This is a genomic window from Streptomyces sp. NBC_01268 (assembly GCF_036240795.1).
Classification (GTDB): domain Bacteria; phylum Actinomycetota; class Actinomycetes; order Streptomycetales; family Streptomycetaceae; genus Streptomyces.
The window spans coordinates 6,023,924-6,048,219 of sequence record NZ_CP108454.1; the positions used below are offsets into that span (position 1 = coordinate 6,023,924).

Sequence of the window (24,296 nt, forward strand, 5' to 3'; positions counted from 1 at the left end):
GAGCCCTGCCGGTCGTACAGCCGTGCAGGACACAACGCGACGACACGCAGGAGCAAGTGGTGATCGAAGAGACCCTCCTCGAGGCCGAGGAGAAGATGGAGAAGGCGGTCGTGGTCGCCAAGGAGGACTTCGCCGCGATCCGCACCGGCCGTGCGCACCCGGCGATGTTCAACAAGATCGTGGCCGACTACTACGGCGCCATCACCCCCATCAACCAGCTGGCGTCGTTCTCGGTGCCGGAGCCGCGCATGGCCGTGGTGACCCCGTTCGACAAGAGCGCGCTGCGCAACATCGAGCAGGCCATCCGCGACTCGGACCTGGGCGTCAACCCCAGCAACGACGGCAACATCATCCGTGTGACGTTCCCCGAGCTGACCGAGGAGCGCCGCCGCGAGTACGTCAAGGTCGCGAAGACCAAGGCCGAGGACTCGAAGGTCTCCATCCGCTCCGTGCGCCGCAAGGCCAAGGACGCCCTCGACAAGCTGGTCAAGGACAAGGAGGCCGGCGAGGACGAGGTGCGCCGCGCCGAGAAGGAGCTCGACGACACCACCGCGAAGTACGTCGCGCAGGTGGACGAGCTGCTGAAGCACAAGGAAGCCGAGCTCCTCGAGGTCTGATGAACGACTCTTCCTGGGGGGCCCCGGCCGGAACCGGCTTCGGGGGACCCGACCAGGGCCCCGCCCCGGCGGGTCCCGCCTACGAAGGGCGGCAGGCGGCGCAGACTCGGCCCATGCCCATCGTGTCCGACGACGTTCCCGCCGGCGACAACCAGGACGATCACGACCGGGGGGCCGCCCAGCAGGGCGGTCCCCCGTTCCGTGACGAGACGCCGCACGAGCACCCGCAGGAGCCCATGTCCAGCCCGTCCCAGCCCACCCCCGCGCCTTCGCCCCGGCAGCAGCCGCGGCAGAAGAAGAGCGCGGGCCGTGACCTGGGCGCGGCCATAGGGGTCGGCCTCGGCCTCGGTGCCGTCATCATCGCGTCGCTGTTCATCTGGAAGCCCGTGTTCGTCGGCGTCATAACGGTCGCCGTGGTGGTCGGACTGTGGGAGCTCACCTCCCGCCTGCAGGAGCGCAAGGGCATCAAGGCCCCGCTGGTCCCGCTCGCGGTCGGCGGCGCGGCCATGGTCGTCGCCGGGTACGTGCGGGGTGCCGAGGGCGCCTGGGTCGCGATGGCCCTGACCGCGCTCGCCGTGCTGGTGTGGCGGATGACGGAAGCTCCCGAGGGCTATCTGAAGGACGTTACGGCGGGCGTCTTCGCCGCGTTCTACGTGCCGTTCCTCGCGACCTTCGTGGCGATGCTGCTGACCGCCGACGACGGCCCGCAGCGGGTGCTGACCTTCCTGATCCTCACGGTGGTCAGCGACACCGGCGCCTACGCCGTCGGCTGGCGCTTCGGCAAGCACAAGCTGGCCCCGCGCATCAGCCCCGGCAAGACCCGCGAGGGCCTGCTCGGCGCGGTGACCTTCGCGATGGCGGCCGGCGCGCTGTGCATGCAGTTCATGATCGACGACGGCACCTGGTGGCAGGGCCTGGTCCTCGGCCTCGCGGTCGCCGCCAGCGCGACCCTGGGCGACCTGGGCGAGTCGATGATCAAGCGCGACCTCGGCATCAAGGACATGGGCACGCTGCTGCCCGGCCACGGCGGCATCATGGACCGACTGGACTCCCTGCTGCCGACGGCGCCGGTGGTCTGGCTGCTCCTGGTGCTGTTCGTGGGCAGCGGCTGACGGCCGCCGCCCCCGCGCTCCTGTTACGAAGGGCTCGCCGCCTCCTGGGCAGCGGGCCCTTCGGCATCCGCCGTCCGGGTGAGGTCGGCGCGGCTCGCCGGTCCGGGGAGGACCCCGCGGGCAGGATCCCGCCATGACACCGAAGGCTCACTCGGCCCGGAAGCCCCCGGGGGCCCTGACCGTCCTGCTGACCCTCGCGTCGGGACAGTTCCTGATGGCGCTCGACAGCTCCGTCATGAACGTGTCCATCGCGACCGTGGCCGCAGACGTCGACACCACGGTGACCGGCATCCAGGGCGCCATCACCGCGTACACGCTGGTCATGGCGATGTTCATGATCCCCGGCGGCAAGGTGGGGGCGCTGATCGGCCGCAAGAAGGCCTTCATGATCGGCTGCTGCATCTACGGCGTCGGCTCGCTCACCACCGCCCTCGCGCCCAGCCTGCCGGTGCTGCTGATCGGCTGGTCCTTCCTCGAAGGCATCGGAGCGGCGCTCATCATGCCCGCGATCGTGGCCCTGGTGGCCGGCAACTTCCCCACCGAACGGCGCCCCTACGCGTACGGCGTCGTGGCCGCCGCCGGAGCCGTCGCCATCGCGCTCGGCCCGCTCATCGGCGGCGTCGCCACGACCTACTTCTCCTGGCGCTGGGTCTTCGCCGGCGAGGTGCTGCTGGTCCTCGTCATCCTCGTGTTCGCCCGCTCCATCGCCGACGCCGTGTCCGAGGAGCGCCCGCGCATCGACCTCGTCGGCGCGCTGCTGTCCGCCGCCGGGCTCGGGATCTTCGTGTACGGCGTGCTGCGCTCCGACGAGTGGGGCTGGGTCCGGCCCAAGGCCGACGCGCCCGCCTGGCTCGGCGTGTCCATGGTCGTGTGGACGGGCCTGGCGGGGCTGTTCCTCATCTGGCTCTTCCTGCGCTGGGAGACCCGGCTGGTCAAGCGGGGCAAGGAGCCCCTCATCGACCCGCACATGCTGCACAACCGGCAGCTCACCGGCGGCCTGACCATGTTCTTCTTCCAGTACCTCGTCCAGATGGGCGTCTTCTTCGTCGTCCCGCTCTACCTCTCCGTCGCCCTCGGCCTCTCCGCGCTGGCCACCGGCGCGCACATCCTGCCCCTCTCGGTGACCCTGCTGGCCGCCGCGATCCTCATCCCGCGCTTCCTCCCGGACGTCTCACCCCGCCGGGTCGTGCGCCTCGGGGTCCTCGCGCTGCTCGCCGGCGCGGTCGTCCTGATGGCGGCCCTCGACGCCGACGCGGGCGCGGAGATCGTCACCCTCCCCCTGCTCCTGATCGGCCTCGGCATGGGTGCGCTCGCCTCCCAGCTGGGCTCGGTCACCGTCTCCGCCGTCCCCGACCGGCAGAGCGCGGAGGTCGGCGGCATCCAGAACTCCGTCACCAACCTCGGCGCCTCCATCGGCACCGCCCTGGCCGGCTCGCTCATGATCGCGGTGCTCACCTCCTCGTTCCTGACCAGCGTGGAGCAGAACCCGGCCATCCCCGCCGACGTCAAGAGCACCGCCTCCGTCGAGCTGGAGAGCGGCGTCCCGTTCCTCTCCGACGCCCAGCTCACGACCGCCCTCGACGAGGCCGGCGTCAGCCCCGAGGTCGCCGACGCCGCGCTGGAGGTCAACGCCGCCGCCCGCCTCGACGGCCTGCGCGCCGCCCTCGCGATCCTGGCCGCGGCCTCCGCCCTGGCCCTCTTCTTCACCTCGTCCATCCCCAGAACCCAGCCAGGCGCACCGGCGCCCCCACGACCGGACGCCTGAGACGCCTGAGACGCCTGAGACGCCTGAGACACCTGAGATGCCTGAGACGTCGCGGGACCGGCCGGGATCCGCGGGGAACGGGCGCACCGGTCCGCGTCTGCGACACTGGTAGCACCATGCCCAAGCCCGGAGAACTCACTTTCGTCGCCCCGCGCGGAGCCAAGCAGCCCCCGCGGCACCTCGCCGACCTCACGCCCGCCGAGCGCAAGGAGGCGGTCGCCGCGATCGGCGAGAAGCCGTTTCGCGCCAAGCAGCTGTCCACGCACTACTTCGCGCGCTACGCGCACGACCCGGCGGAGTGGACCGACATCCCGGCCGGTTCGCGCGAGAAGCTGGCGGGGGAGCTGCTGCCCGACCTGATGTCGGTGGTGCGGCACATCTCGTGCGACGACGACACCACCCGCAAGACGCTGTGGCGGCTGCACGACGGCACGCTCGTCGAGTCGGTGCTCATGCGCTACCCGGACCGGGTGACCATGTGCATCTCCTCGCAGGCGGGCTGCGGGATGAACTGCCCGTTCTGCGCCACCGGCCAGGCGGGGCTCGACCGCAACCTGTCCACGGCCGAGATCGTGCACCAGATCGTCGACGGCATGCGCGCCCTGCGCGACGGCGAGGTCCCCGGCGGGCCGGCCCGGCTGTCCAACATCGTCTTCATGGGCATGGGCGAGCCGCTCGCCAACTACAAGCGGGTCGTCGGCGCCGTCCGCCGGCTCACCGACCCCGAGCCGGACGGCCTCGGCCTGTCCCAGCGCGGCATCACCGTCTCCACCGTCGGGCTCGTCCCGGCGATGCTGCGGTTCGCCGACGAGGGCTTCAAGTGCCGCCTCGCGGTCTCGCTGCACGCCCCCGACGACGAGCTGCGCGACACCCTGGTCCCCGTGAACACCCGGTGGAAGGTCCGCGAGGTCCTCGACGCCGCCTGGGAGTACGCGGAGAAGTCCGGGCGCCGCGTCTCCATCGAGTACGCCCTGATCCGGGACATCAACGACCAGGCCTGGCGCGGCGACCTCCTCGGCAAGCTGCTCAAGGGCAAGCGGGTGCACGTCAACCTGATCCCGCTGAACCCGACGCCCGGTTCGAAGTGGACCGCGTCCCGTCCCGAGGACGAGAAGGCGTTCGTCGAGGCCATCGCCCGGCACGGCGTGCCCGTCACCGTCCGCGACACCCGCGGACAGGAGATCGACGGTGCCTGTGGACAGCTGGCCGCCGCCGAACGCTGACCTTGTACCCTGAGCTCGAACACATCTTCATATTCCGACAGGGGAGCGCCACAGCGCTGAGAGTGCGGTGACCGTCAGACCGCAGACCCTCTGAACCTCGCCCAGGTCATTCTGGGTAGGAAGTTCGGTCGTAACTCGAGCTGTTGCGCCCTGCCCGCGTCCGGTTTCCCGGGCGCGGGCGGGGCCGCGTCTCTTCCTGGAGACCCCAGGAGGAAAACCACGTGAACACCAAGAAGGCCGCCGCCGTCGCGATCGTCGCGGCGCTCGGCGTCACCACCCTCGCCGCCTGCGGCGGCGGGGACGGCGGCAAGGACAAGGCCACCGGCACGCCCGCGCCGAAGACCGTCACGCTCGTCAGCCACGACTCCTTCAACGCCTCCAAGGAGGTGCTGGCGGAGTTCACCCGGCAGACCGGTTTCACGGTCAAGGTCCTCAAGAGCGGCGACGCCGGCGAGGCCGTCAACAAGGAGATCCTGACCAAGGGCTCCCCCCAGGGCGACGTCTTCTTCGGCGTCGACAACACCCTGCTCTCCCGCGCCCTCGACAACGGCATCTTCACGCCGTACGAGGCGAAGGGCCTGAACCGGATCCCCGCCGCGCTCCAGCTGGACAAGGAGCACCGGGTCACCCCGATCGACTCCGGCGACATCTGCGTCAACTACGACAAGCAGTACTTCGCCGGCAAGAAGCTGGCGCCGCCGCAGTCCTTCGACGACCTGGCCAAGCCCGCGTACAAGGACCTCCTCGTCGTCGAGAACCCCGAGCGCTCCTCCCCGGGCCTCGGCTTCCTCCTCGGCACCGCCGCCGAGTACGGCGACGGAGGCTGGCAGGACTACTGGAAGAAGCTCAAGGCCAACGGCGTGAAGACCGTCGACAGCTGGGAGCTCGCCTACAACCAGGAGTTCTCCGGCTCCGCCGGCGGCAAGAAGGCCAAGGGCGACCGCCCGCTCGTCGTCTCCTACGCCTCCAGCCCGCCGGTCGAGGTGCTCTACTCCGAGCCCCAGCCGAAGGTGGCGCCCACCGGTGTCTCCACCGGCACCTGCTTCCGGCAGACCGAGTTCGCGGGCCTGCTGAACGGGGCGAAGAACCCCGAGGGCGGCAAGGCGCTGATCGACTTCCTGATCTCCAAGAAGTTCCAGGACGACATGCCGCTCCAGATGTTCGTCAACCCGGTCACGACCGACGCGACCCTCCCCGAGCTGTTCACCAAGCACGGCGTGGTCGTCGACAAGCCGGAGACCATGGCGCCCGACAAGATCGCCGCCAACCGTGACCAGTGGATCCAGCAGTGGACCTTGCTCGTCCTGAAGTAGCCCGCCCGGGCCGTACGGGGAACGTGGCGCGGCTCGCCCTCATGGTGCTGCCCGTCGCGTTCTTCGCGGTCTTCTTCGCCTGGCCCGTCGCCTCGATCGTCGAGCGCGGGCTCAGGCCGGACGGGCACTGGGAGCTCGGCCGCTTCGCCCAGACGCTGAGCAGCCCGGAGATCCTCGACGTCCTGTGGTTCACGCTGTGGCAGGCGCTCGCCTCCACCGCGCTCACCCTGCTCGTCGCCCTGCCCGGCGCGTACGTCTTCGCCCGGTTCGACTTCCCCGGCAAGGGGCTGCTGCGGGCCGTCGTCACCGTGCCGTTCGTGCTGCCCACCGTCATGGTCGGTACCGCGTTCCTCGCGCTGCTGGGTCGCCGCGGACTGCTCGACGAGCTGTGGGGGGTCCGCCTCGACACCAGCGTCTGGGCCATCCTCATCGCCCACGTCTTCTTCAACTACGCCGTCGTCGTCCGCACCGTCGGCGGCCTCTGGTCCCAGCTGGACCCCCGCCAGGAAGAGGCCGCCCGGGTGCTCGGAGCCTCCCGCTGGCGGGCCTGGCGCACGGTGACCCTGCCGGCCCTCGGGCCGTCCGTCGCCGCTGCCGCGCTCATGGTCTTCCTGTTCACCGCGAGCTCCTTCGGCATCGTGCAGATCCTCGGCGGCCCCGCGTACTCCACCCTGGAGACCGAGATCTACCGGCAGACCGCCGACCGGCTCCAGCTGTCCACGGCCGCCGTCCTCACCCTGGTGCAGTTCGTCGCCGTCGGCGCGATCCTCGCCGTGCACGCCCGGACGGTGCGCCGCCGGGAGACCGCGCTGAAGCTGGTCCCGCCGGAACGGACCGCCGCCCGCCCGCGCGGCGCCGGGCAGTGGCTGCTGCTCGGCGCGGTCCTGCTCTCCATCGGCCTGCTGATCCTCGCGCCGCTCGGCGTCCTCGTCGAACGCTCCCTCGCCACCTCCACCGGCTACGGCCTCGACCACTACCGCGCGCTGCAGTCCGTCGACGAGAACGGCACCTTCCTCGTGCCGATGACCGACACCATCGTCAACTCCCTCCAGTACGCGCTGGCCGCCACCGCCATCGCCGTCGTCATCGGCGGCCTCGCCGCGGCGGCCCTGACCCGGCGTGCCGGACGTCTGGTCCGCGGCTTCGACGCGCTGCTCATGCTGCCGCTCGGGGTGTCCGCCGTCACCGTCGGCTTCGGCTTCCTCATCACCCTCGACGAGCCGCCGCTCGACCTGCGGGCCAGCTGGATCCTGGTGCCGCTCGCCCAGGCCCTGGTCGGCGTCCCCTTCGTCGTACGGACCATGCTGCCCGTGCTCCGCGCGGTCGACGAACGGCTCCGGGAGGCCGCCGCCGTGCTCGGCGCGTCGCCCTGGCGGGCCTGGCACGAGGTCGACCTGCCCCTCGTGCGGCGGGCGCTGCTCATCGCCGCCGGCTTCGCCTTCGCCGTCTCGCTCGGCGAGTTCGGCGCCACGGTCTTCATCGCCCGCCCCGACAACCCGACCCTGCCGGTGGCCGTGGCCCGGCTCCTGGGTCGGCCGGGCGAGCTCAACTACGGCCAGGCCATGGCCCTCTCGACGATCCTCATGGTGGTGTGCGCGGTGTCCCTGCTGCTCCTCGAACGGCTCCGCAACGACCGGACCTCGGGGGAGTTCTGATGCTGACGCTCCACGACGCGACCGTACGGTTCGGGGACCGTGCGGTGCTCGACGCGGTGGACCTGGAGGTCGCCGACCACGAGATCGTGTGCGTGCTCGGCCCCAGCGGCAGCGGCAAGTCCACCCTGCTGCGGGCCGTCGCCGGACTCCAGCCGCTCTCCGCCGGCCGGGTGCTGCTCGGCGGCACGGACCAGACCGGGGTGCCGGTGCACCGGCGCGGGGTCGGCCTCATGTTCCAGGACCACCAGCTGTTCCCGCAGCGGGACGTCGCCGGGAACGTGGCGTTCGGGCTGCGCATGCACGGGGTCGCCAAGGCCGAACAGGGTGCCCGCGTCGAGGAGTTGCTCGACCTCGTCGGCCTTCCCGGGGCCGGCCGCCGGGCCGTCTCCTCGCTCTCCGGCGGTGAACAGCAGCGCGTCGCCCTCGCCAGGGCGCTCGCGCCCCGCCCCCGGCTGCTCATGCTGGACGAACCCCTCGGCCAGCTCGACCGGGGCCTGCGGGAGCGGCTCGTCGTCGAACTCCGCGGCCTCTTCGCGCGGTTGGGCACCACGGTGCTCGCCGTCACCCACGACCAGGGCGAGGCCTTCGCGCTCGCCGACCGGGTCGTGGTCATGCGGGACGGGCGCATCGCCCAGACCGGCACGCCCCTGGAGGTCTGGGGGCGGCCCGCCTCCGAGTTCGTGGCCCGTTTCCTCGGCTTCGACAACGTGGTCGCGGCCACCGTCACCGGAGCCGCCGCCGACACCGTCTGGGGCAAGATCCCCGTCCCCGACGGCTCCCCCCAGGGCGAACGCCGTCTCCTGGTCCGCCCCGGCGGCGTGCGCCTCGTCGCCCCCGGCGAGGGCCTGAACTGCCGCGTCGCGTCCCGTACCTTCCGCGGCAACCACGTCGCCGTCCGGCTCCACCCGGTCGAAGGCCCGCCCCTGGAGGCGGAGTTCCCGCTGCGCGAGGCGCCGGACGAGGGCGCGGAGGCGGACGTGGTGTTCCGCGCCGAGGACGTGGTGGTGCTGGAGGGGCGGTGACCGGAGGCGTCGCCGACGGCCGACCCGCGCGCGGTCGTGGCCGGCCCTCGCGCCGCCCCGCCCGCCCGTCAACAGCGCCCGCACGCCCTGCGGGTCGCCCGCTGGTGGACGTGGGTCGCCCGGCCCAGGGACAGGCCGAAGACGCAGAAGCCGCCGTAGGCGACGGCGACCACCCAGGGGGCGTGGTCGGCGAGACCGGTCTCGACGACCCCGGTCCAGGCCAGGAGACCGAGCACCGCGAGGAAGACGCCGAACGGGGCCAGCGCGCCCGCCCCGGCCCAGCCGAGGCCCAGCAGCAGCGGCCGGGGCAGCCGCCGGCCCCACGGCCGGGTCAGCGCGACCGCCAGCAGCATCCCGATCACGGCCAGGACCGCCGTGACGTCGACCCCGTGGTCGTACAGCCACAGCCCCAGGTCGCTGGTGTACCGCGGATCGGCACCGGGCCTGCCGACGCCCGTGTACCCGGGCGTGAGACCCAGCGCCCACGCCGTCTTCAGGGCGGTGTACGGGACGAGCGCGGCGACGGCCACCCGTCCCGCACGGCTCGCGTCGCCCGCCACCGCCGCCTCCCGGCCGCCGCAGTACGCGCAGCTCCCGAGCCGCGCGCGACGCCCGGCCAGCGCGGCGCACCCCCACAGCACGGCGCCCAGGATCGCCAGGCCCTGGTTGGACCAGGACGCCCAGTCCATCGGCTCCTGGTGACGCGACAGGAAGAACAGCAGGCGCACCGGGCTGAGCAGGAAGACGAACCCCGAGGTCACGCACAGCCCGACGACCGCCCACGCGCCCGCCGTCAGCCCCCGCGCCCCGGGCCTGCGGAGCAGCGCGTACGCGAGGACGGCGGCGGCCCCGTACAGCCCGGCCGCGGCCGCCTCGAAGCCCGGCCCCGTGCCCTTGCCGAGCAGCGCGTACCCGAAGGCCGGTCCGGTGGCGGCGGCGAGGGCCGCGCCCGCCGCGTACAGCACGGACCAGACGAGGGCGGCGCGACCCGCCCACGACGGCCAGTCGGCCAGGAACATCGCTCTCTTCGTGGTCATGCCACGAGCCTTCCGGCCGGGCCCGGCCCGCGCGTCCGACCAGGGTCGTGACCGGGTCCGCCGCGCGGGGGAGCGACCCCGCGTGCCCACGCCCCTGCGCGTCTAGCCGGCGGCCAGCCGCGCCAACGCCTCCGGCGCCTCGTCGATCGAGTCGACCAGCGCGATCCGCGCCGCCATCGGGCGCCCCTCGGCCAGGGTGCGGAGCAGCGGCCAGGCCGGGAGGCGGTCGGTCCAGTGGGCCCGGTCCACCAGGACCATCGGGGTCGGCTCGCCGCGCGACCCGTAGTAGTTCGGCGTCGCGTTGTCGAAGATCTCCTGCACGGTGCCGGCGGCGCCCGGGAGGAAGACGACCCCGGCGTTCGACCGGGCCAGCAGGCCGTCCTCGCGGGTCGCGTTGGCGAAGTACTTGCCGATGCGGGCGGCGAAGGCGTTGGGCGGCTCGTGCCCGTAGAACCAGGTGGGGATGGAGACCGAGCCGCCGCCGCGCGGCCAGCGCGCCCGCACCTCGAAGGCGGCGCGGGCCCAGTCGGTCACCGAGGGCGTGAACGAGGGGGCCTTCGCGAGCAGTTCCAGGGCCTCGTCGAGGACGTGGTCCTGGAACGGGGCGGTGTACGCGCCCAGGTTGGCGGCCTCCATCGCGCCCGGTCCGCCGCCCGTCGCCACCGTCAGCCCCGCGCGCGTCAGTGACCGCCCGAGCCGGGCGGCGCCCGCGAACGCGTCCGTGCCCCGGCCCATGCGGTGTCCGCCCATCACGCCCACGACGCGGGCGAGAGCGAGGTCCTCGTCCAGCGCGTCCGAGATCGCGTCGTCGTGGAGGGAGCGCAGCATCGAGGAGAAGATGTCGCCGTCGCCCTTGGTCCGCTGGAACCAGTCGTACGAGCGGGCGTCGGGCGTCGAGGCGTACGGCTGGGTGGTGACGCCCTCGAACAGTTCCTCGGGGGAGTAGAGCCGGGCCCGGTACGGATCGAACGGCAGGTGCGGCACCGGCGGGAACACCAGCGCGCCGTCCGCCCGGACCTTGGCGGCGGCCTCGGGCTGCATGGGGCAGCCCAGGAAGACGGCGTCCGTGGTGGAGGCGGAGAGCAGGGCGAAGGTGCGGTCGGTCAGGTCGACGGACTGGATCCGGTACGAGGAGAGGGAGCCGTGCGTGCGGAGCACGGCGTCGAACTCGTCCGGGGAATGGATCTCCCGGTCCTGCCGGTGGGTCGCCATGGAGTCACGATAGGGGGTTCGGCCGCGGGGCGGTGGGGGCTGGGCCGTGTGCGGGCCGTGGACGGCCCGGGGCCGGGGACCGCGCCCGGCCTCCGGCCGGGCCGGGCTCCCTGGATGGCGACGGTGGGCGTGGCCTCTCGCCCCCTCAGCCCTTCAGCGGTACCGCCGCCAGTTCTCCCACCGCCCAGGTCAGGGGGACGAAGACGGTCAGGAGGGCGGCGGCCCTCAGGAGGGCCGTGGTGCGCAGGACGCCCGGTGGGGCGCCGATGCGCAGGAGGGCTTCGGTGGTGTGGGCGCGGGACTGCCTGGATTCGAGGGCCGCGGTCAGGAGGGTCGCCGTCGTGCAGGCCACGACCAGGGCGGCGCCCAGGCCGGCCAGCGGGCCGAAGTCGGTGTTCAGGGCGAGCGCCGCCAGCGCGCCCGAGCCGACCGCGCACACCACGCCCAGCGGGCGTCCGATGCGGCGGGACTCGTCCATCAGGACCCGGCCCGCGAGGAGGCGTACCGCTCCGGGGCGCACCATCTGGAGCAGGCGGCCGCACCAGTGGGTCAGGCCGGGGCCGGCCATCGCCAGGCCGATCGCGGTGAGGATCCAGCCGGCCAGGACGCCTCCGCTGCCGTTGCGGCCTGCGTACGTTTCGAGGGCCAGGCCCACGGCCAGCAGCGCCACGCCCCAGGGGAGGCCGGTGGGGTGCGGGGCGACGTCCGGCCGGGGGCGGGGGCGGGGGCGGAGGGACAGGCCGGCCGCCGTGGCCGCCACGACGGGGAGGATCGCGAGCAGGGTGAGCGCCGCCGCGAGCGGGATGGGCTGGTCGGCGGCGAGGAGCTCCGCCGCGGCACCGTCGAAGGGCAGCCCGGTGATGTCGCCGCGCAGGTGCAGGTAGAACAGGAGGGCCAGGGCCGAGCCGAGGGTGGTGGCGACCGCCGTGGAGGCCGCCGCCAGTGCGGTGAGGCGGGTGGGGCCGAGGCCGACCGCGTCGAGGCCCTGCCGGGGCCGGGTGCTGGGGTCGGTGCGGGCGACCGCCACCGCGAACTGCACCGTCGCGGCGAGCGGCAGCGCGCACCACAGCAGGCGCAGCACGGAGGCGGAGGACTGGGCGGGGTGCCCGACCGCGTGGCCGAGGGCGCAGAGCAGGAGGAAGCCCACCCCGGCGGCCGCCGCGGCCACCAGCAGGCGGCGCAGCTGGACGAGGGGGTGGGCGCCGCGGACTAGACGGAGAGCGAGCACGCCGTGACGCCCTCCGCCCCGGTGGCCGGCGGTACGGAGCCGACGCGGCGTCCGTCGAGGAGCGCGACCGAGCGGTCGGCGAGCGCGGCGACCTCGGGGTCGTGGGTCGCGAGCAGCACGGTGATCCGGTGGGAGCGGGCCGCCGCGGTGAGGGTGCGCAGCACCTGGGCGCCGTCCGCGCGGTGCAGGGCGGCGGTCGGCTCGTCGGCGAAGAGCACCGAGGGGGTGGTGACGAGGGCGCGGGCGAGGGCGATCCGCTGGCGCTGGGAGTGGGTGAGGGCGTGCGGCCGCTTCCGGGCGCAGGCGCCGATGTCGAGCCGGTCGAGCCATTCCAGGGCGGCGGTCTTCGCGGCCCGGTGGGAGATGCCGCGCATCAGCAGGGGGAGGGCGGCGTTCTCCCAGCCGGTGAGTTCTGGGACCAGGCCGGGCTCGGGGTCGATCCAGCCGAAGCGCTCGCGCCGGACGCGTTCGCGCTGGGCGGTGCCGAGGGTGTGGACGGGGGCGCTGTTGAACCAGACCTCGCCCTGCTGGGCGACGGTCTGGCCGGAGAGGCACCTCATCAGGGTGGTCTTGCCGCTGCCGCGCGGTCCGACGAGGGCGAGGATCTCGCCTTCCCGTACGCCGAGGGAGACGCCGGTCAGGACGTCCGTGCCGTCCAGGGTGCAGTGCAGGGAACGCGCCCAGAGCACGTCGTTGTCCGGTGGGGCCATCGCGTACACCTCGATGTCGAAGCCAAACAGAGTCCGTTCCCCCGTCCGGGGGAACGAGGAGACGGTCCTGTCGGTCACTGGGACTCTTCGGGCGTCACTGGGCACCGTAAGGATTCAGATCAGCTTGTACGGACAGCACGCGGCCCGGGCCGCCGCCATCCACTCGGATGGCGGCATGCCCGGGCCGGGGTCACGCCGTGAGGGCGGCGTGGCGCACGTCGAGATCTACAGCTTCGTCCAGGCCTCGGTGAGGGTGGCGCGGAGGATCTGCTCGATCTCGTCGAACGTGGACTGGTCCGCGATCAGCGGCGGAGCCAGCTGGATGACCGGGTCGCCACGGTCGTCGGCGCGGCAGTAGAGGCCGTTCTCGTACAGCGCCTTGGAGAGGTAGCCGTAGAGGACGCGCTCCACCTCCTCGTCGTTGAAGGACTCCTTGGTGACCTTGTCCTTGACGAGCTCGATGCCGTAGAAGAAGCCGTTGCCGCGGACGTCGCCGACGATCGGCAGGTCGTGCAGCTTCTGCAGGGTCGAGAAGAAGTTGCCCTCCTGGTCCAGCACGTGCTGGTTCAGGCCCTCCTTGTCGAAGATGTCGAGGTTCGCCAGGGCCACGGCGGAGGACACCGGGTGACCACCGAAGGTGTAGCCGTGCAGGAAGGTGTTGTCGCCCTTGTAGAACGGCTCCGCGATGCGGTCCGAGACGATGCAGGCGCCGATCGGGGAGTAGCCCGAGGTCATGCCCTTGGCGCAGGTGATCATGTCCGGCACGTAGCCGAACTTGTCACAGGCGAACATCGTGCCGAGGCGGCCGAAGGCGCAGATCGTCTCGTCGGAGACGAGCAGCACGTCGTACTGGTCGCAGATCTCGCGGACGCGCTGGAAGTACCCGGGCGGCGGCGGGAAGCAGCCGCCGGCGTTCTGCACCGGCTCCAGGAAGACGGCCGCGACGGTGTCGGGGCCCTCGAAGAGGATCTGCTGCTCGATCTGGTCGGCGGCCCAGCGGCCGAAGGCCTCGGGGTCGTCGCCGTGGATCGGGGCGCGGTAGATGTTGGTGTTCGGCACCTTGTGCGCGCCGGGGACCAGCGGCTCGAAGGGGGCCTTCAGGGCCGGGAGACCGGTGATGGACAGGGCGCCCTGCGGGGTGCCGTGGTAGGCGACCGCACGCGAGATGACCTTGTACTTGGTGTGCTTGCCCTGCAGCTTGAAGTACTGCTTGGCCAGCTTCCACGCGGTCTCGACGGCCTCGCCGCCACCGGTGGTGAAGAAGACCTTGTTCAGGTCGCCGGGGGCGTAGTCCGCCAGACGCTCGGCGAGCTCGACGGCCTTGGGGTGCGCGTACGACCACACGGGGAAGAACGCGAGCTCCTGGGCCTGCTTGTACGCGACCTCGGCCAGCTCCTTGCGGCCGTGACCGGCGTTCACCACGAACAGGCCCGCGAGGCCGTCGAGGTAGCGCTTGCCCTTGTCGTCGAAGATGTAGGTGCCCTCACCGCGGACGATGGTGGGGACGGGGTTGTTCTCGTACGACGACATGCGGGTGAAGTGCATCCACAGGTGGTCGTAGGCGGTTTTCGAGAGGTCCTGGCTCACGGCTATCGGGTTCCCCACATATAGGTCTGCTTCTTGAGCTTCAGGTAGACGAAGCTCTCGGTGGAGCGCACCCCGGGGAGGGTGCGGATGCGCTTGTTGATCACATCCAGGAGGTGGTCGTCGTCCTCGCAGACGACCTCCACCATCAGGTCGAACGAGCCCGCGGTCATCACCACGTACTCGCATTCGGCCATGGCGGTCAGAGCCTCCGCGACCGGATCCAGGTCACCCTCGACGTTGATGCCGACCATCGCCTGCCGCCGGAAGCCCACGGTGAGCGGGTCGGTGACGGCGACGATCTGCATGACGCCCTGGTCGAGCAGCTTCTGGACGCGCTGTCGTACGGCGGCTTCGGAGAGGCCGACGGCCTTTCCGATGGCTGCGTAGGGACGGCGACCGTCCTCCTGGAGCTGTTCGATGATCGCCAGGGAGACGGCATCGATCGTCGGGGACGAACCGGTTCCGGTTCTGGAGTCTGTGCTTCGACTGGCCACGACCTCACTGTGCACCGAACCTCGTCGGTCTGGCAACCCCAGAGTGATGAAATCCGTTGTTCTGAGGTCCGGATCTCACTGAATCCGAAGTTGGCGGGGGTCGGGCCTGTTGAAAGCGTCAGCGGACCGATTAGGCTGAGGTGTCTCGCCCATCGGGACGCCGCACGATGGAGTGCGGAGTACAGAACGTGACAGGAGGGGTGGCAAGTGACCACCGAGCTGCGTCGGCTGCGCAACTACATCAACGGGGAGTTCCGGGATGCGGCCGACGGCCGCACGATCGACGTGATCAACCCTGCCACCGGTGAGGCGTACGCGACCTCCCCGCTCTCCGGCCAGGCCGACGTCGATGCCGCCATGGAGGCCGCCGCGGCCGCCTTCCCCGCCTGGCGCGACACCACGCCGTCCGAGCGCCAGAAGGTCCTCCTCAAGATCGCGGACGCCTTCGAGGAGCGCGCCGAGGACCTGATCGCCGCCGAGGTCGAGAACACCGGCAAGCCGGTCGCCCTCACCGCGAGCGAGGAGGTTCCGCCGATGGTGGACCAGATCCGCTTCTTCGCGGGTGCCGCCCGTATGCTCGAGGGCCGCTCGGCCGGCGAGTACATGGAGGGCATGACCTCGATCGTCCGCCGCGAGCCGGTTGGCGTCTGCGCCCAGGTCGCGCCGTGGAACTACCCGATGATGATGGCCGTGTGGAAGTTCGCCCCGGCCCTCGCCGCGGGCAACACGGTCGTCCTCAAGCCCTCGGACACGACCCCCGCGTCGACCGTCCTGATGGCCGAGATCATCGGCTCGATCGTGCCCAAGGGCGTCTTCAACGTCATCTGTGGCGACCGCGAGACCGGCAAGGCGATGGTCGAGCACCCGACCCCGGCGATGGCCTCCATCACCGGCTCGGTGCGCGCCGGCATGCAGGTCGCCGAGTCGGCGGCCAAGGACGTCAAGCGCGTCCACCTGGAGCTGGGCGGCAAGGCCCCGGTCGTGGTCTTCGAGGACACCGACGTGGAGAAGGCCGTCGAGGACATCTCCGTGGCGGGCTTCTTCAACGCCGGCCAGGACTGCACGGCCGCGACCCGCGTCCTGGTCCACGAGTCGATCCACGACGAGTTCGTCGCCGCCCTCGCCAAGGCGGCGAGCGAGACCAAGACCGGTCAGCCGGACGACGAGGACGTGCTCTACGGTCCGCTGAACAACGCCAACCAGCTCAAGCAGGTCAGCGGCTTCATCGACCGTCTGCCGGCGCACGCCAAGGTCGAGGCGGGTGGCCACCAGGTCGGCGAGAAGGGCTACTTCTACGCCCCGACCGTCGTCTCCGGCCTCAAGCAGGACGACGAGATCGTCCAGAACGAGGTCTTCGGCCCGGTCATCACGGTCCAGTCCTTCACGGACGAGGCCCAGGCGCTGGAGTTCGCCAACGGCGTCGAGTTCGCCCTGGCCTCCTCGGTCTGGACGAAGGACCACGCCCGCGCGATGCGCATGTCCAAGTCGCTCGACTTCGGCTGTGTGTGGATCAACACCCACATCCCGCTGGTCGCCGAGATGCCCCACGGCGGCTTCAAGAAGTCCGGCTACGGCAAGGACCTGTCGGCGTACGGCTTCGACGACTACACGCGCATCAAGCACGTGATGACGTCCCTGGGCTGATCCGGCCCGCTCCGCGCGGCCCCGGCACGTCGATCGACCTGATCGACAAGGTGTCGGGGCCGTGCCGTCCCGGTCGACGGACCGTCCATTGCCGCTGGTCGCCGGGGGCGACCATGCTGTGCGGGTGACAGCCAGAGCCAGAGTTCCCGCCCGTCCGCACCCGTCCCGCCGCGACCTGGTGCGGGGGATCGGCGGTGCCGGCGCCGCCGCGCTCCTCGCCGGATGCGGGGTGCCCGCCGCGTACGTCGATCCGCAGGACCGGGCCGGGCGGGACCTGTCCGCGCGGGACCGGGTGCTGCACTTCGCGAACTGGCCGCTCTACATCGACACCGACGACGACGACAAGTCGAAGCGGCCCACCCTGGACGCCTTCCAGAAGCGGACCGGGATCTCCGTGCGCTACACCGAGGAGATCAACGACAACGACGAGTTCTTCGGCAAGGTCGGCCCGGCCCTGATGAACCACCAGGAGACCGGCCGGGACCTCATCGTGGCCAGCGACTGGATGGCCGCCCGCTACGTGCGGCTCGGCTGGGTCCAGGAGATGGACCGGGCCAGGCAGCCCAACGTCGCCACGCACCTGGACCCGCTGCTGCGCAACCCCGCCTTCGACGAGGGCCGGCTGCACTCGGTGCCCTGGCAGTCCGGGATCACCGGCATCGCGTACAACCGCAGGAAGCTGGGCCGGGAGATCCGCTCCATCAAGGAGCTGTGGGCCGACGACCTGCGCGGCAAGGTCACCCTGCTGTCCGGGCTCGACGAGTCCTTCTCGCTGCTCATGCAGGGCATGGGCGTCGACGTCACCCGCTGGACCGCGGACGACTTCCACGCGCTGTGCGAGGAGATCGAGGGCCTGGTCCGCCGCAAGCACATCCGCCGCTTCACCGGCAACGACTACATCAAGGACCTGTCCACCGGCGACGTGCTCGCCTGCCAGGCGTACTCCGGCGACATCATCCAGCTCAAGGCCGACAACCCCGACATCGAGTTCGTCGTGCCCGAGGAGGGCGCCGAGCTGTGGGCCGAGTCGCTGATGATCCCCAACCTGGCCCAGCACAAGACCAGCGCCGAGCGGCTCGTCGACTACTACTACGAGCCCGAGGTCGCCGCCGAGCTCGCCTCCTGGGTCAACTACGTCTGCCCGGTCCCCGCGGCCCGCGACGTCCTCGCCGACTCGGGCGACGAGGAGCTGGCGGCCCTCGCCGAGGACCCGCTGATCTTCCCGGACGACGCGATGCGCACCCGGCTCGCCATCGCGCGGGACATATCCGCCGACGAGCGTGCCGAGTTCGCGAAGCGGTGGAACTCCATCGTCGGCCTGTGAGCAGGGGGTCCCGCGCGCGGGACCCCCTTTTTTGAACGCGTTCATGGGGGGCGTACGCTGCCCTCATGAACGACACGAACGGGCCCAGAGCCCTCCTCAAGCGCATTCGCGTCTGGCTGGTCGTCTTCATCGTCTGTCTGGTGCTGAGCGGCGCCACCGCGTTCCCGCTCGTCACCGAACTGCGCCTCGCCGACGGGGCGCTGGACACCTGGGCCGCACCCTTGGCCGACGCCTTCCCCGGCCTCGCCGAGTGGATCTCCCGCGTCCGCACCGGCCTCGAGGGCGCCGACGCCCGGGCCCCGTACCTCCTCTACGGCACCGACTGGCTGGCCTTCGCCCACCTCGTCATCGCCGTCGCCTTCTACGGGCCCTACCGCGACCCGGTCCGCAACATCTGGGTGATCGAGTTCGGCATGATCGCCTGCGTCGGCATCATCCCGCTGGCCCTGATCTGCGGACCGCTGCGCGGCATCCCCTTCTGGTGGTCGGTGATCGACATGTCCTTCGGGGTCTTCGGCATCCTGCCGCTGCTCGCCGTCCGCCGGCTGATCAAGCGCCTCGAAGCCCTGCAGACTTCGGCCGCGCCCGTCCTCACTTCGACGGCAGGCCGTACGCCGACACCATGATCCCCAGTGCCGTCCTGTTCATGTCCTGGCCCTTCGCGTCCGTCGCGTTGACGCTGTAGACCAGGGTCCGCTCACCGTGGCGGGTCGAGGCGATGGCGGTGTTGTACCCCCAGCGGCCACCCGTCTTGCCCCACACCTCGCGCCCGCCCAGCTTCTTCATCGACAGACCCACGGAGTACGCGGCCGGGTCACCGGTCCTGAAGTCCGCCACCTTCGGCAGCGTGAACATCTCCTCCAGGAGCGGTCCGCGCACCACCCGGCCCGCGAACAGGGCCTTCGTGAAGCGCTCCAGGTCCGCCGTGGTGGAGATCAGGTCCCCGGCGGCCCAGCCGTCCGTCGCCCCCCACACGGAGACGTCCCGCAGCCCGGTCGTCCCGTCGTCCAGCCGCATCCACTGGTAGCCGTGGTTGTACCGGCCCTCGATCCGGGGGCTCGCACCGGGGAAGTACGTGTCGCGCAGCCCCAGCGGCCGCAGCACGCGCGCGCTCACCTGGTGCTCGTACGAGTCGCCCGTCACGCGCTCGATGATCAGACCGGCGATGGTGTAGCCGATGTTCAGATAGTGCTGCTTCCCACCGGGAGCGAACTCGCGCGGCTGCGCGGTCGCCGAGCGGACCAGGTCGCGCGGGTCGTACTCCACGAAACGGCGCGCGTACCACTCCTCGACCGTCTCGCCCGGCAGCTCGGCCGCCGGGATGCCGTGCGTGTGGTTCAGCAGCTGGCGCACCGTCACCTCGCCGTACGCCGCCGGGATCAGCTCCGGCAGGTACGAGCGGGCCGTCCGGTCCAGGTCGATCCGGCCCTCGCCGGCCAGTTGGAGCGCCACCGCCGCCGTGAACACCTTCGTCACCGAACCCGCCCGGAACCGGGCCCCCGCCTCGGCCGCGCGACCGGACCTCAGGTCCCGCACGCCCGAAGCGCCCTGCCAGACGCCCTCCGTGCCCCCGACCCGGACCAGCGCCGCCGTCGCGTCCTTCGACGGGAGGCCGGCGATCGCCGCCGCCAGGGCGGTGCCCGTCGCCGGGTCCACCGGGGCACCCGCGGAGGCGGTCCGGGCCGTCGCCGACACCGGGGCCGCGCCCGCCGGCAGGACCGCCGGACCCGCCGCGACCCCCAGGACGAGGGCGGCGGCCAGCAGCGTGCGGGTGGTGCTCTTCATGGTCAACTCCGTGGGTGTGAGCCGTTGTTCTCGATGGCTCCATCCTGCTGACCAGGGGCGATCCGCGGATCGCCCGCACCGGCGGTTCCCGCGGCCGGCTTTCCTCAACCGCGCGGGGGAGTCACCTCGGCACGCCTCCCCCGCGCGGGGGAGGGGGCCCCGCCGCCACGAGCCCCGTCTCGTACGCGCAGATCACCGCCTGGATCCGGTCCCGCAGACCCAGCTTCGCCAGCACGTTCCCCACGTGCGTCTTCACCGTGTGGTCGCTCACCACCAGCTCCGCCGCGATCTCCGCGTTCGACAGGCCCCGCGCCAGGAGCAGCAGCGTCTCGCGTTCCCGCCCCGTCAGCACGTCCAGCCGCGCGTCGGCCGGCGCGTCCGCCCGGCGCGGGGTGCCCGAGGTGTACTGCTCCACCAGCCGCCGCGCCACCGACGGCGCGAGCAGCGCCTCGCCCGCCGCGACCACCCGCACCGCGTGGACCAGGTCGTCCCGGCGCACGTCCTTCAGCAGGAAGCCGCTCGCGCCCGCGTGCAGCGCCTCGTACACGTACTCGTCCGAGTCGAAGGTCGTCAGGATCACCGTCCGGCACTCCGACTCCGCGCTGATCACCCGGCACGCCTCGATGCCGTCCATCCGGGGCATCCGGATGTCCAGCAGCGCCACGTCGGGCCGCAGCCGCCGCACCGTCTCCACCGCCGCGGCGCCGTCGCCGACCTCCGCGACCACCTCGATGTCCTCCTGCACGTCCAGGATCAGCGCGAACCCGCTGCGCACCAGCTCCTGGTCGTCCGCGACCACCACCCGCAGCGTCATCCCCGCACCTCCAGCGGGAGCACCGCCCGCAGCTCGAAACCGCGCCCGTCCGGGCCGGGGCCGGCCGACGCCGTCCCCCCGTGGGCGGCCGCCCGCTCCCGGACCCCGACGAGACCGTGCCCGCCGGAACCCCCGGGGCGCGGCCCGCGCCCGTCGTCCGTCACCCGGACCTCCACCTCGTCCCTCCCGTAGCCGAGGCGCACCGACACCGTCGTGGCCCCCGCGTGCCTGACCACGTTCGTCAGCGCCTCCTGCACGATCCGGAAGACGGTCGCCCCGGTCGCGGCCGGCAGCGGGCGCACCGTGCCGTCCGTCCCGTACCGCACGTCCAGGCCCCCGCCCCGAACCCGATCGACCAGCTCCGGCAGCCGGTCGACCCCCGGCTGCGGCTCCCGCGGCGCTTCCGGGCCGCCGCCCTCGTCCCGCAGCACGCCCAGCATCCCGCGCAGTTGCCGCATCGCGTCCCGCCCGGTCTCGGAGATCGCCTCGAACGCGGCCTCCGCCCGCTCGGGCGCCCGGCGCACGGCCAGCGGGCCGGCCTCCGCCTGCACGATCATCAGGCTCACCGCGTGCGACAGGATGTCGTGCATCTCCCGGGCGATCCGCGCCCGTTCCCGCGCGGCGGCCTGCTCCGCCTCCACCCGGTGGGCCCGCTGCCGGGCGTCGGTCAGCCGCCCGAAGGCGTACGCGGCGCCGAACACGAAGAGCGAGAAGGTCAGTTCGCGCGCCGACTGGGTGTTGAGCCAGACCGACACCGGCACCGCGACGAGCATCAGCAGCACCGTCACCAGCCGCTTCCACGGCGGCGACAGCACGGCGATCGTGTAGACGCTCACCAGGCCGGTGTACGGCAGCGGCTGCCCCGGCCCCTCCAGCGCCAGCTTGTACAGCGCGCCGGCCGCCAGCATCGCGAGCAGCACCGCCAGCGGCGCCCGGCGGCGCCACACCAGCGGCAGCACGCTCAGCGTCGTCAGGCCGTACGCGGGCCAGGTCGCCGGCTCCAGTTCGGGCGGGCGCGGAACGACGAAGGGCATCGTCATCGCCGCCTGCACGAGCAGGGCCAGGGCCGTGTCGACCGCCCAGGGGTGGTCCGCCGCCCAGGCCCTCAGCTCCTGGATCCCGCGGACCTCCCGGAGCCCCAGCCGCCCCTCCCGGATCCCCGCCCCGTCCCGTGCATCCCGAGTCCCCCGTATGCCCATTACGGCTTGCGGCCCACCGCTCCGTACTGCGCCACCTCGACCGCCTCCGGCGCCCGCCAGCGCGCGCACGACACGATGCCCGGCTCCAGCAGCTCCAGGCCGTCCAGGAACGACGCGAAGTCCTCCCGGCCGCGCGCCGTGATCGGCGGGGTCGCGTGGGCGTTCCAGAACTCCATCGCCGCGACGTTCCCCTCGCCGCCCAGCTCCGCGTCGAACGTCGGGTGCGTCAGCACCAGATGACTCCCGGACGGCAGCGCCGCCATCACCGTCCGCACGATCTGCCGGGCCTCGTCCGTGTCCAGGACGAAGTTCAGGATGCCCAGCATCAGCACCGCGACCGGCCGCGAGAGGTCCAGCGTCCGGCCGGCCGCCGCCAGGATCGTCCCCGGGTCGTGCGCGTCGGCGTCCACGTACTCGGTGACCCCCTGCGGCGCGCTCGTCAGGAGCGCCCGCGCGTGGGTCAGGACGATCGGGTCGTTGTCGACGTAGACCACGCGGGAGTCCGGCGCCACCCGCTGCGCGACCTCGTGGGTGTTGTCGGCCGTCGGCAGCCCCGTGCCGATGTCGAGGAACTGGCGCACCCCCGCCTCGGCCGCGAGGTACGTGACCGCCCGCCCCAGGAACGCCCGGTCCGCGCGCGCCACCGCGCCGATGCTCGGGTGGAAGGACGTGACCTGGTCGCCGACCGCGCGGTCCACCGGGTAGTTGTCCTTGCCGCCCAGCCAGTAGTTCCACACCCGTGCGTTGTGCGCGATGTCGGTGCGGATCCTGTCGTTCATCCTCGGCCCTTCCGCAGCACGCCGGCCAGCGTGTCGATCCGGTTGGTGGTGATCGAGTCCACCCCGTCGCGGATCAGCTTACGCATCGTCCAGGCGGTGTCCGCGGTCCAGGCCGAGACCAGCAGCCCGTCCTTGTGCACCCGCTCCACCAGCTCCCGACCGGCAAGGCCGAAACGGTAGTTGAGCCACCGGGGGCGCACCGCGTCCAGCAGCGCGCGGCGCGGCGGGACCAGCGTGTTCCAGGTCAGCGCGATCTCCGCGGCCGGGTCCGCCGCCCGCACCTGGAGCATCGCGACCGCCCCGGCGCAGTAGGAGACGCGCTCGCCCGCCCCGGACTCGCGGACGGTGCCCACGATCGTGCGCACCGAGCCCGCGTCGCCACCCGGCAGATCCAGCATCAGCCGGTGCGCCCCGGCCGCGATCAGCGCCTCGCGCAGGGTCGGCACACCCCCTCGGGTGACCTCCGCGACCTCGGCGACCGTCAGTGAGGAGAGCGGGCGCTCGACCTTCCAGAGGCGCTTGAGGGTGTCGTCGTGGAGCAGGACGGGGACGCCGTCCTTGGTGAGCCGGACGTCGACCTCCACCGCGTCCGCGCCCCGCTCGATCGCCGACAGGATCGAGGGGACGGTGTTCTCGCGGACGCGGTAGGGATCGCCGCGGTGGCCTACGACAGTGACGGGGTCCATGACCCCATTCTCCCGACGCTCAGCGCGCCAGCCACTGCTCCGTGTACGTGTCGATCTCCTCGACGATCCTGGCCTTGCCCGCCTCGTCGAGGAACGAGGCCTCCACCGCGTTCTTGGCGAGCGCGGCGACACCGCGCTCGTCCAGGCCGAGCAGGCGGGCGGCGACGGCGTACTCGTTGTTGAGGTCCGTGCCGAACATCGGCGGGTCGTCGCTGTTGACGGTCACCAGCACGCCCGCGTCCACCATCTGCCGGATGGGGTGGTCCTCCAGGCGCTCCACCGCGCGGGTGGCGATGTTCGAGGTCGGGCAGACCTCCAGGGCGATCCGGTGCTCGGCCAGGTGCTTGAGGAGCTCCGGGTCCTGGACCGAGCTGGTGCCGTGACCGATGCGCTCGGCGCCCAGGTCGTTCAGGGCGTCCCAGACCGTCTCCGGGCCCGTCGTCTCGCCCGCGTGCGGCACCGAGCGCAGACCGGCCGCGCGGGCACGGTCGAAGTACGGCTTGAACTGCGGGCGCGGCACGCCGATCTCGGGGCCGCCGAGTCCGAAGGAGACCAGGCCCTCCGGGCGCAGGTCGACCGCCAGGCGCGCGGTCTCCTCCGCCGCCTCCAGGCCCGCCTCGCCGGGGATGTCGAAGCACCAGCGCAGGATCACGCCGAGCTCGGTCTCGGCGGCCCTGCGGGCGTCCTCGATGGCCGCCATGAAGGCGTGCTCGTCGATGCCGCGGCGGGTGGAGCTGTAGGGGGTGATGGTCAGCTCGGCGTAGCGGATGTTCTGCCGGGCCATGTCCCGGGCGACCTCGAAGGTCAGCAGGCGCACGTCCTCGGGGGTGCGGACCAGGTCCACCACCGACAGGTACACGTCGATGAAGTGGGCGAAGTCCGTGAAGACGAAGTAGTCGCTCAGCGCCTCCGGATCGGTCGGAACCTTGGAGTCCGGGTGGCGGGCCGCCAGCTCGGCGACGATCCGGGGCGAGGCGGAGCCGACGTGGTGGACGTGCAGTTCGGCCTTGGGGAGTCCGGCGATGAAGGGATGCAGGTCGGTCATCGGGTCATCGTAGGCCGGGCCCCTCCGCCGTCAGAGGGAGGTCGT

General features: G+C 72.2%; 22 protein-coding genes. 10 read left to right on the forward strand and 12 right to left on the reverse strand.

Features of this window, described 5'->3' with window-relative positions:
- Positions 1-59: 59 nt before the first annotated feature.
- The 7 genes from frr (at position 60) to OG309_RS27315 (ending at position 8,707) form a co-directional block, all read left to right on the forward strand.
- Positions 60-617 (forward strand): ribosome recycling factor, encoded by a 558-nt coding sequence (gene frr, locus OG309_RS27285; RefSeq protein ID WP_329424646.1) that lies wholly within the window; start codon positions 60-62, stop codon positions 615-617.
- A complete protein-coding gene (locus OG309_RS27290) occupies positions 617-1,729 on the forward strand; it encodes a phosphatidate cytidylyltransferase (protein WP_329424647.1) in 1,113 nt (370 codons plus the stop codon). The genes frr and OG309_RS27290 overlap by 1 nt, the downstream gene beginning before the upstream one ends.
- Positions 1,730-1,862: 133 nt before the next feature.
- Positions 1,863-3,494, forward strand: coding sequence for an MFS transporter (locus OG309_RS27295; protein ID WP_329424649.1), 1,632 nt, complete (start codon positions 1,863-1,865; stop codon positions 3,492-3,494).
- Positions 3,495-3,610: 116 nt separating this feature from the next.
- The gene (rlmN, locus tag OG309_RS27300) at positions 3,611-4,717 is read left to right on the forward strand and encodes a 23S rRNA (adenine(2503)-C(2))-methyltransferase RlmN (RefSeq protein ID WP_329424650.1); all 1,107 of its coding nucleotides are present in this window, start codon (positions 3,611-3,613) and stop codon (positions 4,715-4,717) included.
- 221 nt (positions 4,718-4,938) lie between these two features.
- Positions 4,939-6,030: a thiamine ABC transporter substrate-binding protein gene (locus OG309_RS27305; RefSeq protein ID WP_329424652.1), complete on the forward strand. Its 1,092-nt coding sequence runs from the start codon at positions 4,939-4,941 to the stop codon at positions 6,028-6,030.
- Between the two features lie 41 nt (positions 6,031-6,071).
- Positions 6,072-7,685 (forward strand): ABC transporter permease, encoded by a 1,614-nt coding sequence (locus OG309_RS27310; protein WP_329428558.1) that lies wholly within the window; start codon positions 6,072-6,074, stop codon positions 7,683-7,685.
- Positions 7,685-8,707 carry an ABC transporter ATP-binding protein gene (locus OG309_RS27315; protein ID WP_329424653.1) on the forward strand — a complete coding sequence of 341 codons (1,023 nt, stop codon included), beginning with the start codon at positions 7,685-7,687 and terminating at the stop codon, positions 8,705-8,707. Before OG309_RS27310 ends, OG309_RS27315 begins: the two co-directional genes overlap by 1 nt.
- A 68-nt stretch (positions 8,708-8,775) precedes the next feature.
- On the opposite strand, the gene OG309_RS27320 is transcribed toward OG309_RS27315, so the two are convergent.
- The 6 genes from OG309_RS27320 to OG309_RS27345 form a co-directional block, all read right to left on the reverse strand.
- On the reverse strand, positions 8,776-9,744 hold the full coding sequence (locus tag OG309_RS27320; RefSeq protein WP_329424655.1) for a hypothetical protein: 969 nt from the start codon (positions 9,742-9,744) through the stop codon (positions 8,776-8,778).
- A gap of 102 nt (positions 9,745-9,846) precedes the next feature.
- A complete protein-coding gene (locus OG309_RS27325; protein WP_329424656.1) occupies positions 9,847-10,956 on the reverse strand; it encodes an LOG family protein in 1,110 nt (369 codons plus the stop codon).
- 145 nt (positions 10,957-11,101) lie between these two features.
- Complete coding sequence (locus OG309_RS27330) at positions 11,102-12,184, reverse strand: hypothetical protein (RefSeq protein WP_329424657.1); 1,083 nt, start codon at positions 12,182-12,184, stop codon at positions 11,102-11,104.
- Entirely contained in the window at positions 12,166-12,894 is a 729-nt protein-coding gene (locus tag OG309_RS27335) for an ABC transporter ATP-binding protein (protein ID WP_329428560.1), read from the reverse strand. Before OG309_RS27335 ends, OG309_RS27330 begins: the two co-directional genes overlap by 19 nt.
- A gap of 225 nt (positions 12,895-13,119) precedes the next feature.
- Complete coding sequence (locus OG309_RS27340) at positions 13,120-14,499, reverse strand: aspartate aminotransferase family protein (RefSeq protein ID WP_329424659.1); 1,380 nt, start codon at positions 14,497-14,499, stop codon at positions 13,120-13,122.
- Complete coding sequence (locus OG309_RS27345) at positions 14,484-14,990, reverse strand: Lrp/AsnC family transcriptional regulator (RefSeq protein ID WP_132918998.1); 507 nt, start codon at positions 14,988-14,990, stop codon at positions 14,484-14,486. The genes OG309_RS27340 and OG309_RS27345 overlap by 16 nt, the downstream gene beginning before the upstream one ends.
- 192 nt (positions 14,991-15,182) lie before the next feature.
- Here OG309_RS27345 and OG309_RS27350 point away from each other — a divergent pair, with 192 nt between their 5' ends.
- The 3 genes from OG309_RS27350 to OG309_RS27360 all read left to right on the forward strand — a co-directional run bounded on the left by OG309_RS27350 (position 15,183) and on the right by OG309_RS27360 (position 18,569).
- Positions 15,183-16,619 (forward strand): gamma-aminobutyraldehyde dehydrogenase, encoded by a 1,437-nt coding sequence (locus tag OG309_RS27350; protein WP_329424661.1) that lies wholly within the window; start codon positions 15,183-15,185, stop codon positions 16,617-16,619.
- Between the two features lie 124 nt (positions 16,620-16,743).
- Positions 16,744-17,943: a polyamine ABC transporter substrate-binding protein gene (locus OG309_RS27355; protein WP_329424663.1), complete on the forward strand. Its 1,200-nt coding sequence runs from the start codon at positions 16,744-16,746 to the stop codon at positions 17,941-17,943.
- A gap of 65 nt (positions 17,944-18,008) precedes the next feature.
- A complete protein-coding gene (locus tag OG309_RS27360; RefSeq protein ID WP_329424665.1) occupies positions 18,009-18,569 on the forward strand; it encodes a hypothetical protein in 561 nt (186 codons plus the stop codon).
- Here the strand turns inward: OG309_RS27360 and OG309_RS27365 are convergent.
- The 6 genes from OG309_RS27365 to OG309_RS27390 form a co-directional block, all read right to left on the reverse strand.
- Entirely contained in the window at positions 18,535-19,728 is a 1,194-nt protein-coding gene (locus tag OG309_RS27365; protein ID WP_329424667.1) for a serine hydrolase domain-containing protein, read from the reverse strand. The genes OG309_RS27360 and OG309_RS27365 overlap by 35 nt on opposite strands.
- Positions 19,729-19,849: 121 nt before the next feature.
- A complete protein-coding gene (locus OG309_RS27370; RefSeq protein ID WP_329424668.1) occupies positions 19,850-20,542 on the reverse strand; it encodes a response regulator transcription factor in 693 nt (230 codons plus the stop codon).
- Positions 20,539-21,741 carry a sensor histidine kinase gene (locus tag OG309_RS27375; protein ID WP_443067593.1) on the reverse strand — a complete coding sequence of 401 codons (1,203 nt, stop codon included), beginning with the start codon at positions 21,739-21,741 and terminating at the stop codon, positions 20,539-20,541. Before OG309_RS27375 ends, OG309_RS27370 begins: the two co-directional genes overlap by 4 nt.
- Positions 21,741-22,520 carry an SAM-dependent methyltransferase gene (locus OG309_RS27380; protein ID WP_329424669.1) on the reverse strand — a complete coding sequence of 260 codons (780 nt, stop codon included), beginning with the start codon at positions 22,518-22,520 and terminating at the stop codon, positions 21,741-21,743. Before OG309_RS27380 ends, OG309_RS27375 begins: the two co-directional genes overlap by 1 nt.
- The gene (locus tag OG309_RS27385; RefSeq protein ID WP_329424671.1) at positions 22,517-23,206 is read right to left on the reverse strand and encodes a glycerophosphodiester phosphodiesterase; all 690 of its coding nucleotides are present in this window, start codon (positions 23,204-23,206) and stop codon (positions 22,517-22,519) included. The genes OG309_RS27380 and OG309_RS27385 overlap by 4 nt, the downstream gene beginning before the upstream one ends.
- Before the next feature lie 19 nt (positions 23,207-23,225).
- Positions 23,226-24,251, reverse strand: a complete 1,026-nt coding sequence (locus OG309_RS27390; protein ID WP_329424672.1) for an adenosine deaminase — start codon at positions 24,249-24,251, stop codon at positions 23,226-23,228.
- Between the last annotated feature and the right edge of the window lie 45 nt (positions 24,252-24,296).

What these genes read in the sequence shown, in the direction of transcription:
- OG309_RS27290 (WP_329424647.1), top strand. Translation starts at nt 617, where the DNA reads ATGAACGACTCTTCCTGGGGGGCCCCGGCCGGAACCGGCTTCGGGGGA.
- OG309_RS27295 (WP_329424649.1), top strand. Translation starts at nt 1,863, where the DNA reads ATGACACCGAAGGCTCACTCGGCCCGGAAGCCCCCGGGGGCCCTGACC.
- rlmN (WP_329424650.1), top strand. Translation starts at nt 3,611, where the DNA reads ATGCCCAAGCCCGGAGAACTCACTTTCGTCGCCCCGCGCGGAGCCAAG.
- OG309_RS27310 (WP_329428558.1), top strand. Translation starts at nt 6,072, where the DNA reads ATGGTGCTGCCCGTCGCGTTCTTCGCGGTCTTCTTCGCCTGGCCCGTC.
- OG309_RS27315 (WP_329424653.1), top strand. Translation starts at nt 7,685, where the DNA reads ATGCTGACGCTCCACGACGCGACCGTACGGTTCGGGGACCGTGCGGTG.
- OG309_RS27320 (WP_329424655.1), bottom strand. Translation starts at nt 9,744, where the DNA reads ATGACCACGAAGAGAGCGATGTTCCTGGCCGACTGGCCGTCGTGGGCG.
- OG309_RS27325 (WP_329424656.1), bottom strand. Translation starts at nt 10,956, where the DNA reads ATGGCGACCCACCGGCAGGACCGGGAGATCCATTCCCCGGACGAGTTC.
- OG309_RS27335 (WP_329428560.1), bottom strand. Translation starts at nt 12,894, where the DNA reads ATGGCCCCACCGGACAACGACGTGCTCTGGGCGCGTTCCCTGCACTGC.
- OG309_RS27360 (WP_329424665.1), top strand. Translation starts at nt 18,009, where the DNA reads ATGAACGACACGAACGGGCCCAGAGCCCTCCTCAAGCGCATTCGCGTC.
- OG309_RS27365 (WP_329424667.1), bottom strand. Translation starts at nt 19,728, where the DNA reads ATGAAGAGCACCACCCGCACGCTGCTGGCCGCCGCCCTCGTCCTGGGG.
- OG309_RS27370 (WP_329424668.1), bottom strand. Translation starts at nt 20,542, where the DNA reads ATGACGCTGCGGGTGGTGGTCGCGGACGACCAGGAGCTGGTGCGCAGC.
- OG309_RS27375 (WP_443067593.1), bottom strand. Translation starts at nt 21,741, where the DNA reads ATGGGCATACGGGGGACTCGGGATGCACGGGACGGGGCGGGGATCCGG.
- OG309_RS27380 (WP_329424669.1), bottom strand. Translation starts at nt 22,520, where the DNA reads ATGAACGACAGGATCCGCACCGACATCGCGCACAACGCACGGGTGTGG.
- OG309_RS27385 (WP_329424671.1), bottom strand. Translation starts at nt 23,206, where the DNA reads ATGGACCCCGTCACTGTCGTAGGCCACCGCGGCGATCCCTACCGCGTC.
- OG309_RS27390 (WP_329424672.1), bottom strand. Translation starts at nt 24,251, where the DNA reads ATGACCGACCTGCATCCCTTCATCGCCGGACTCCCCAAGGCCGAACTG.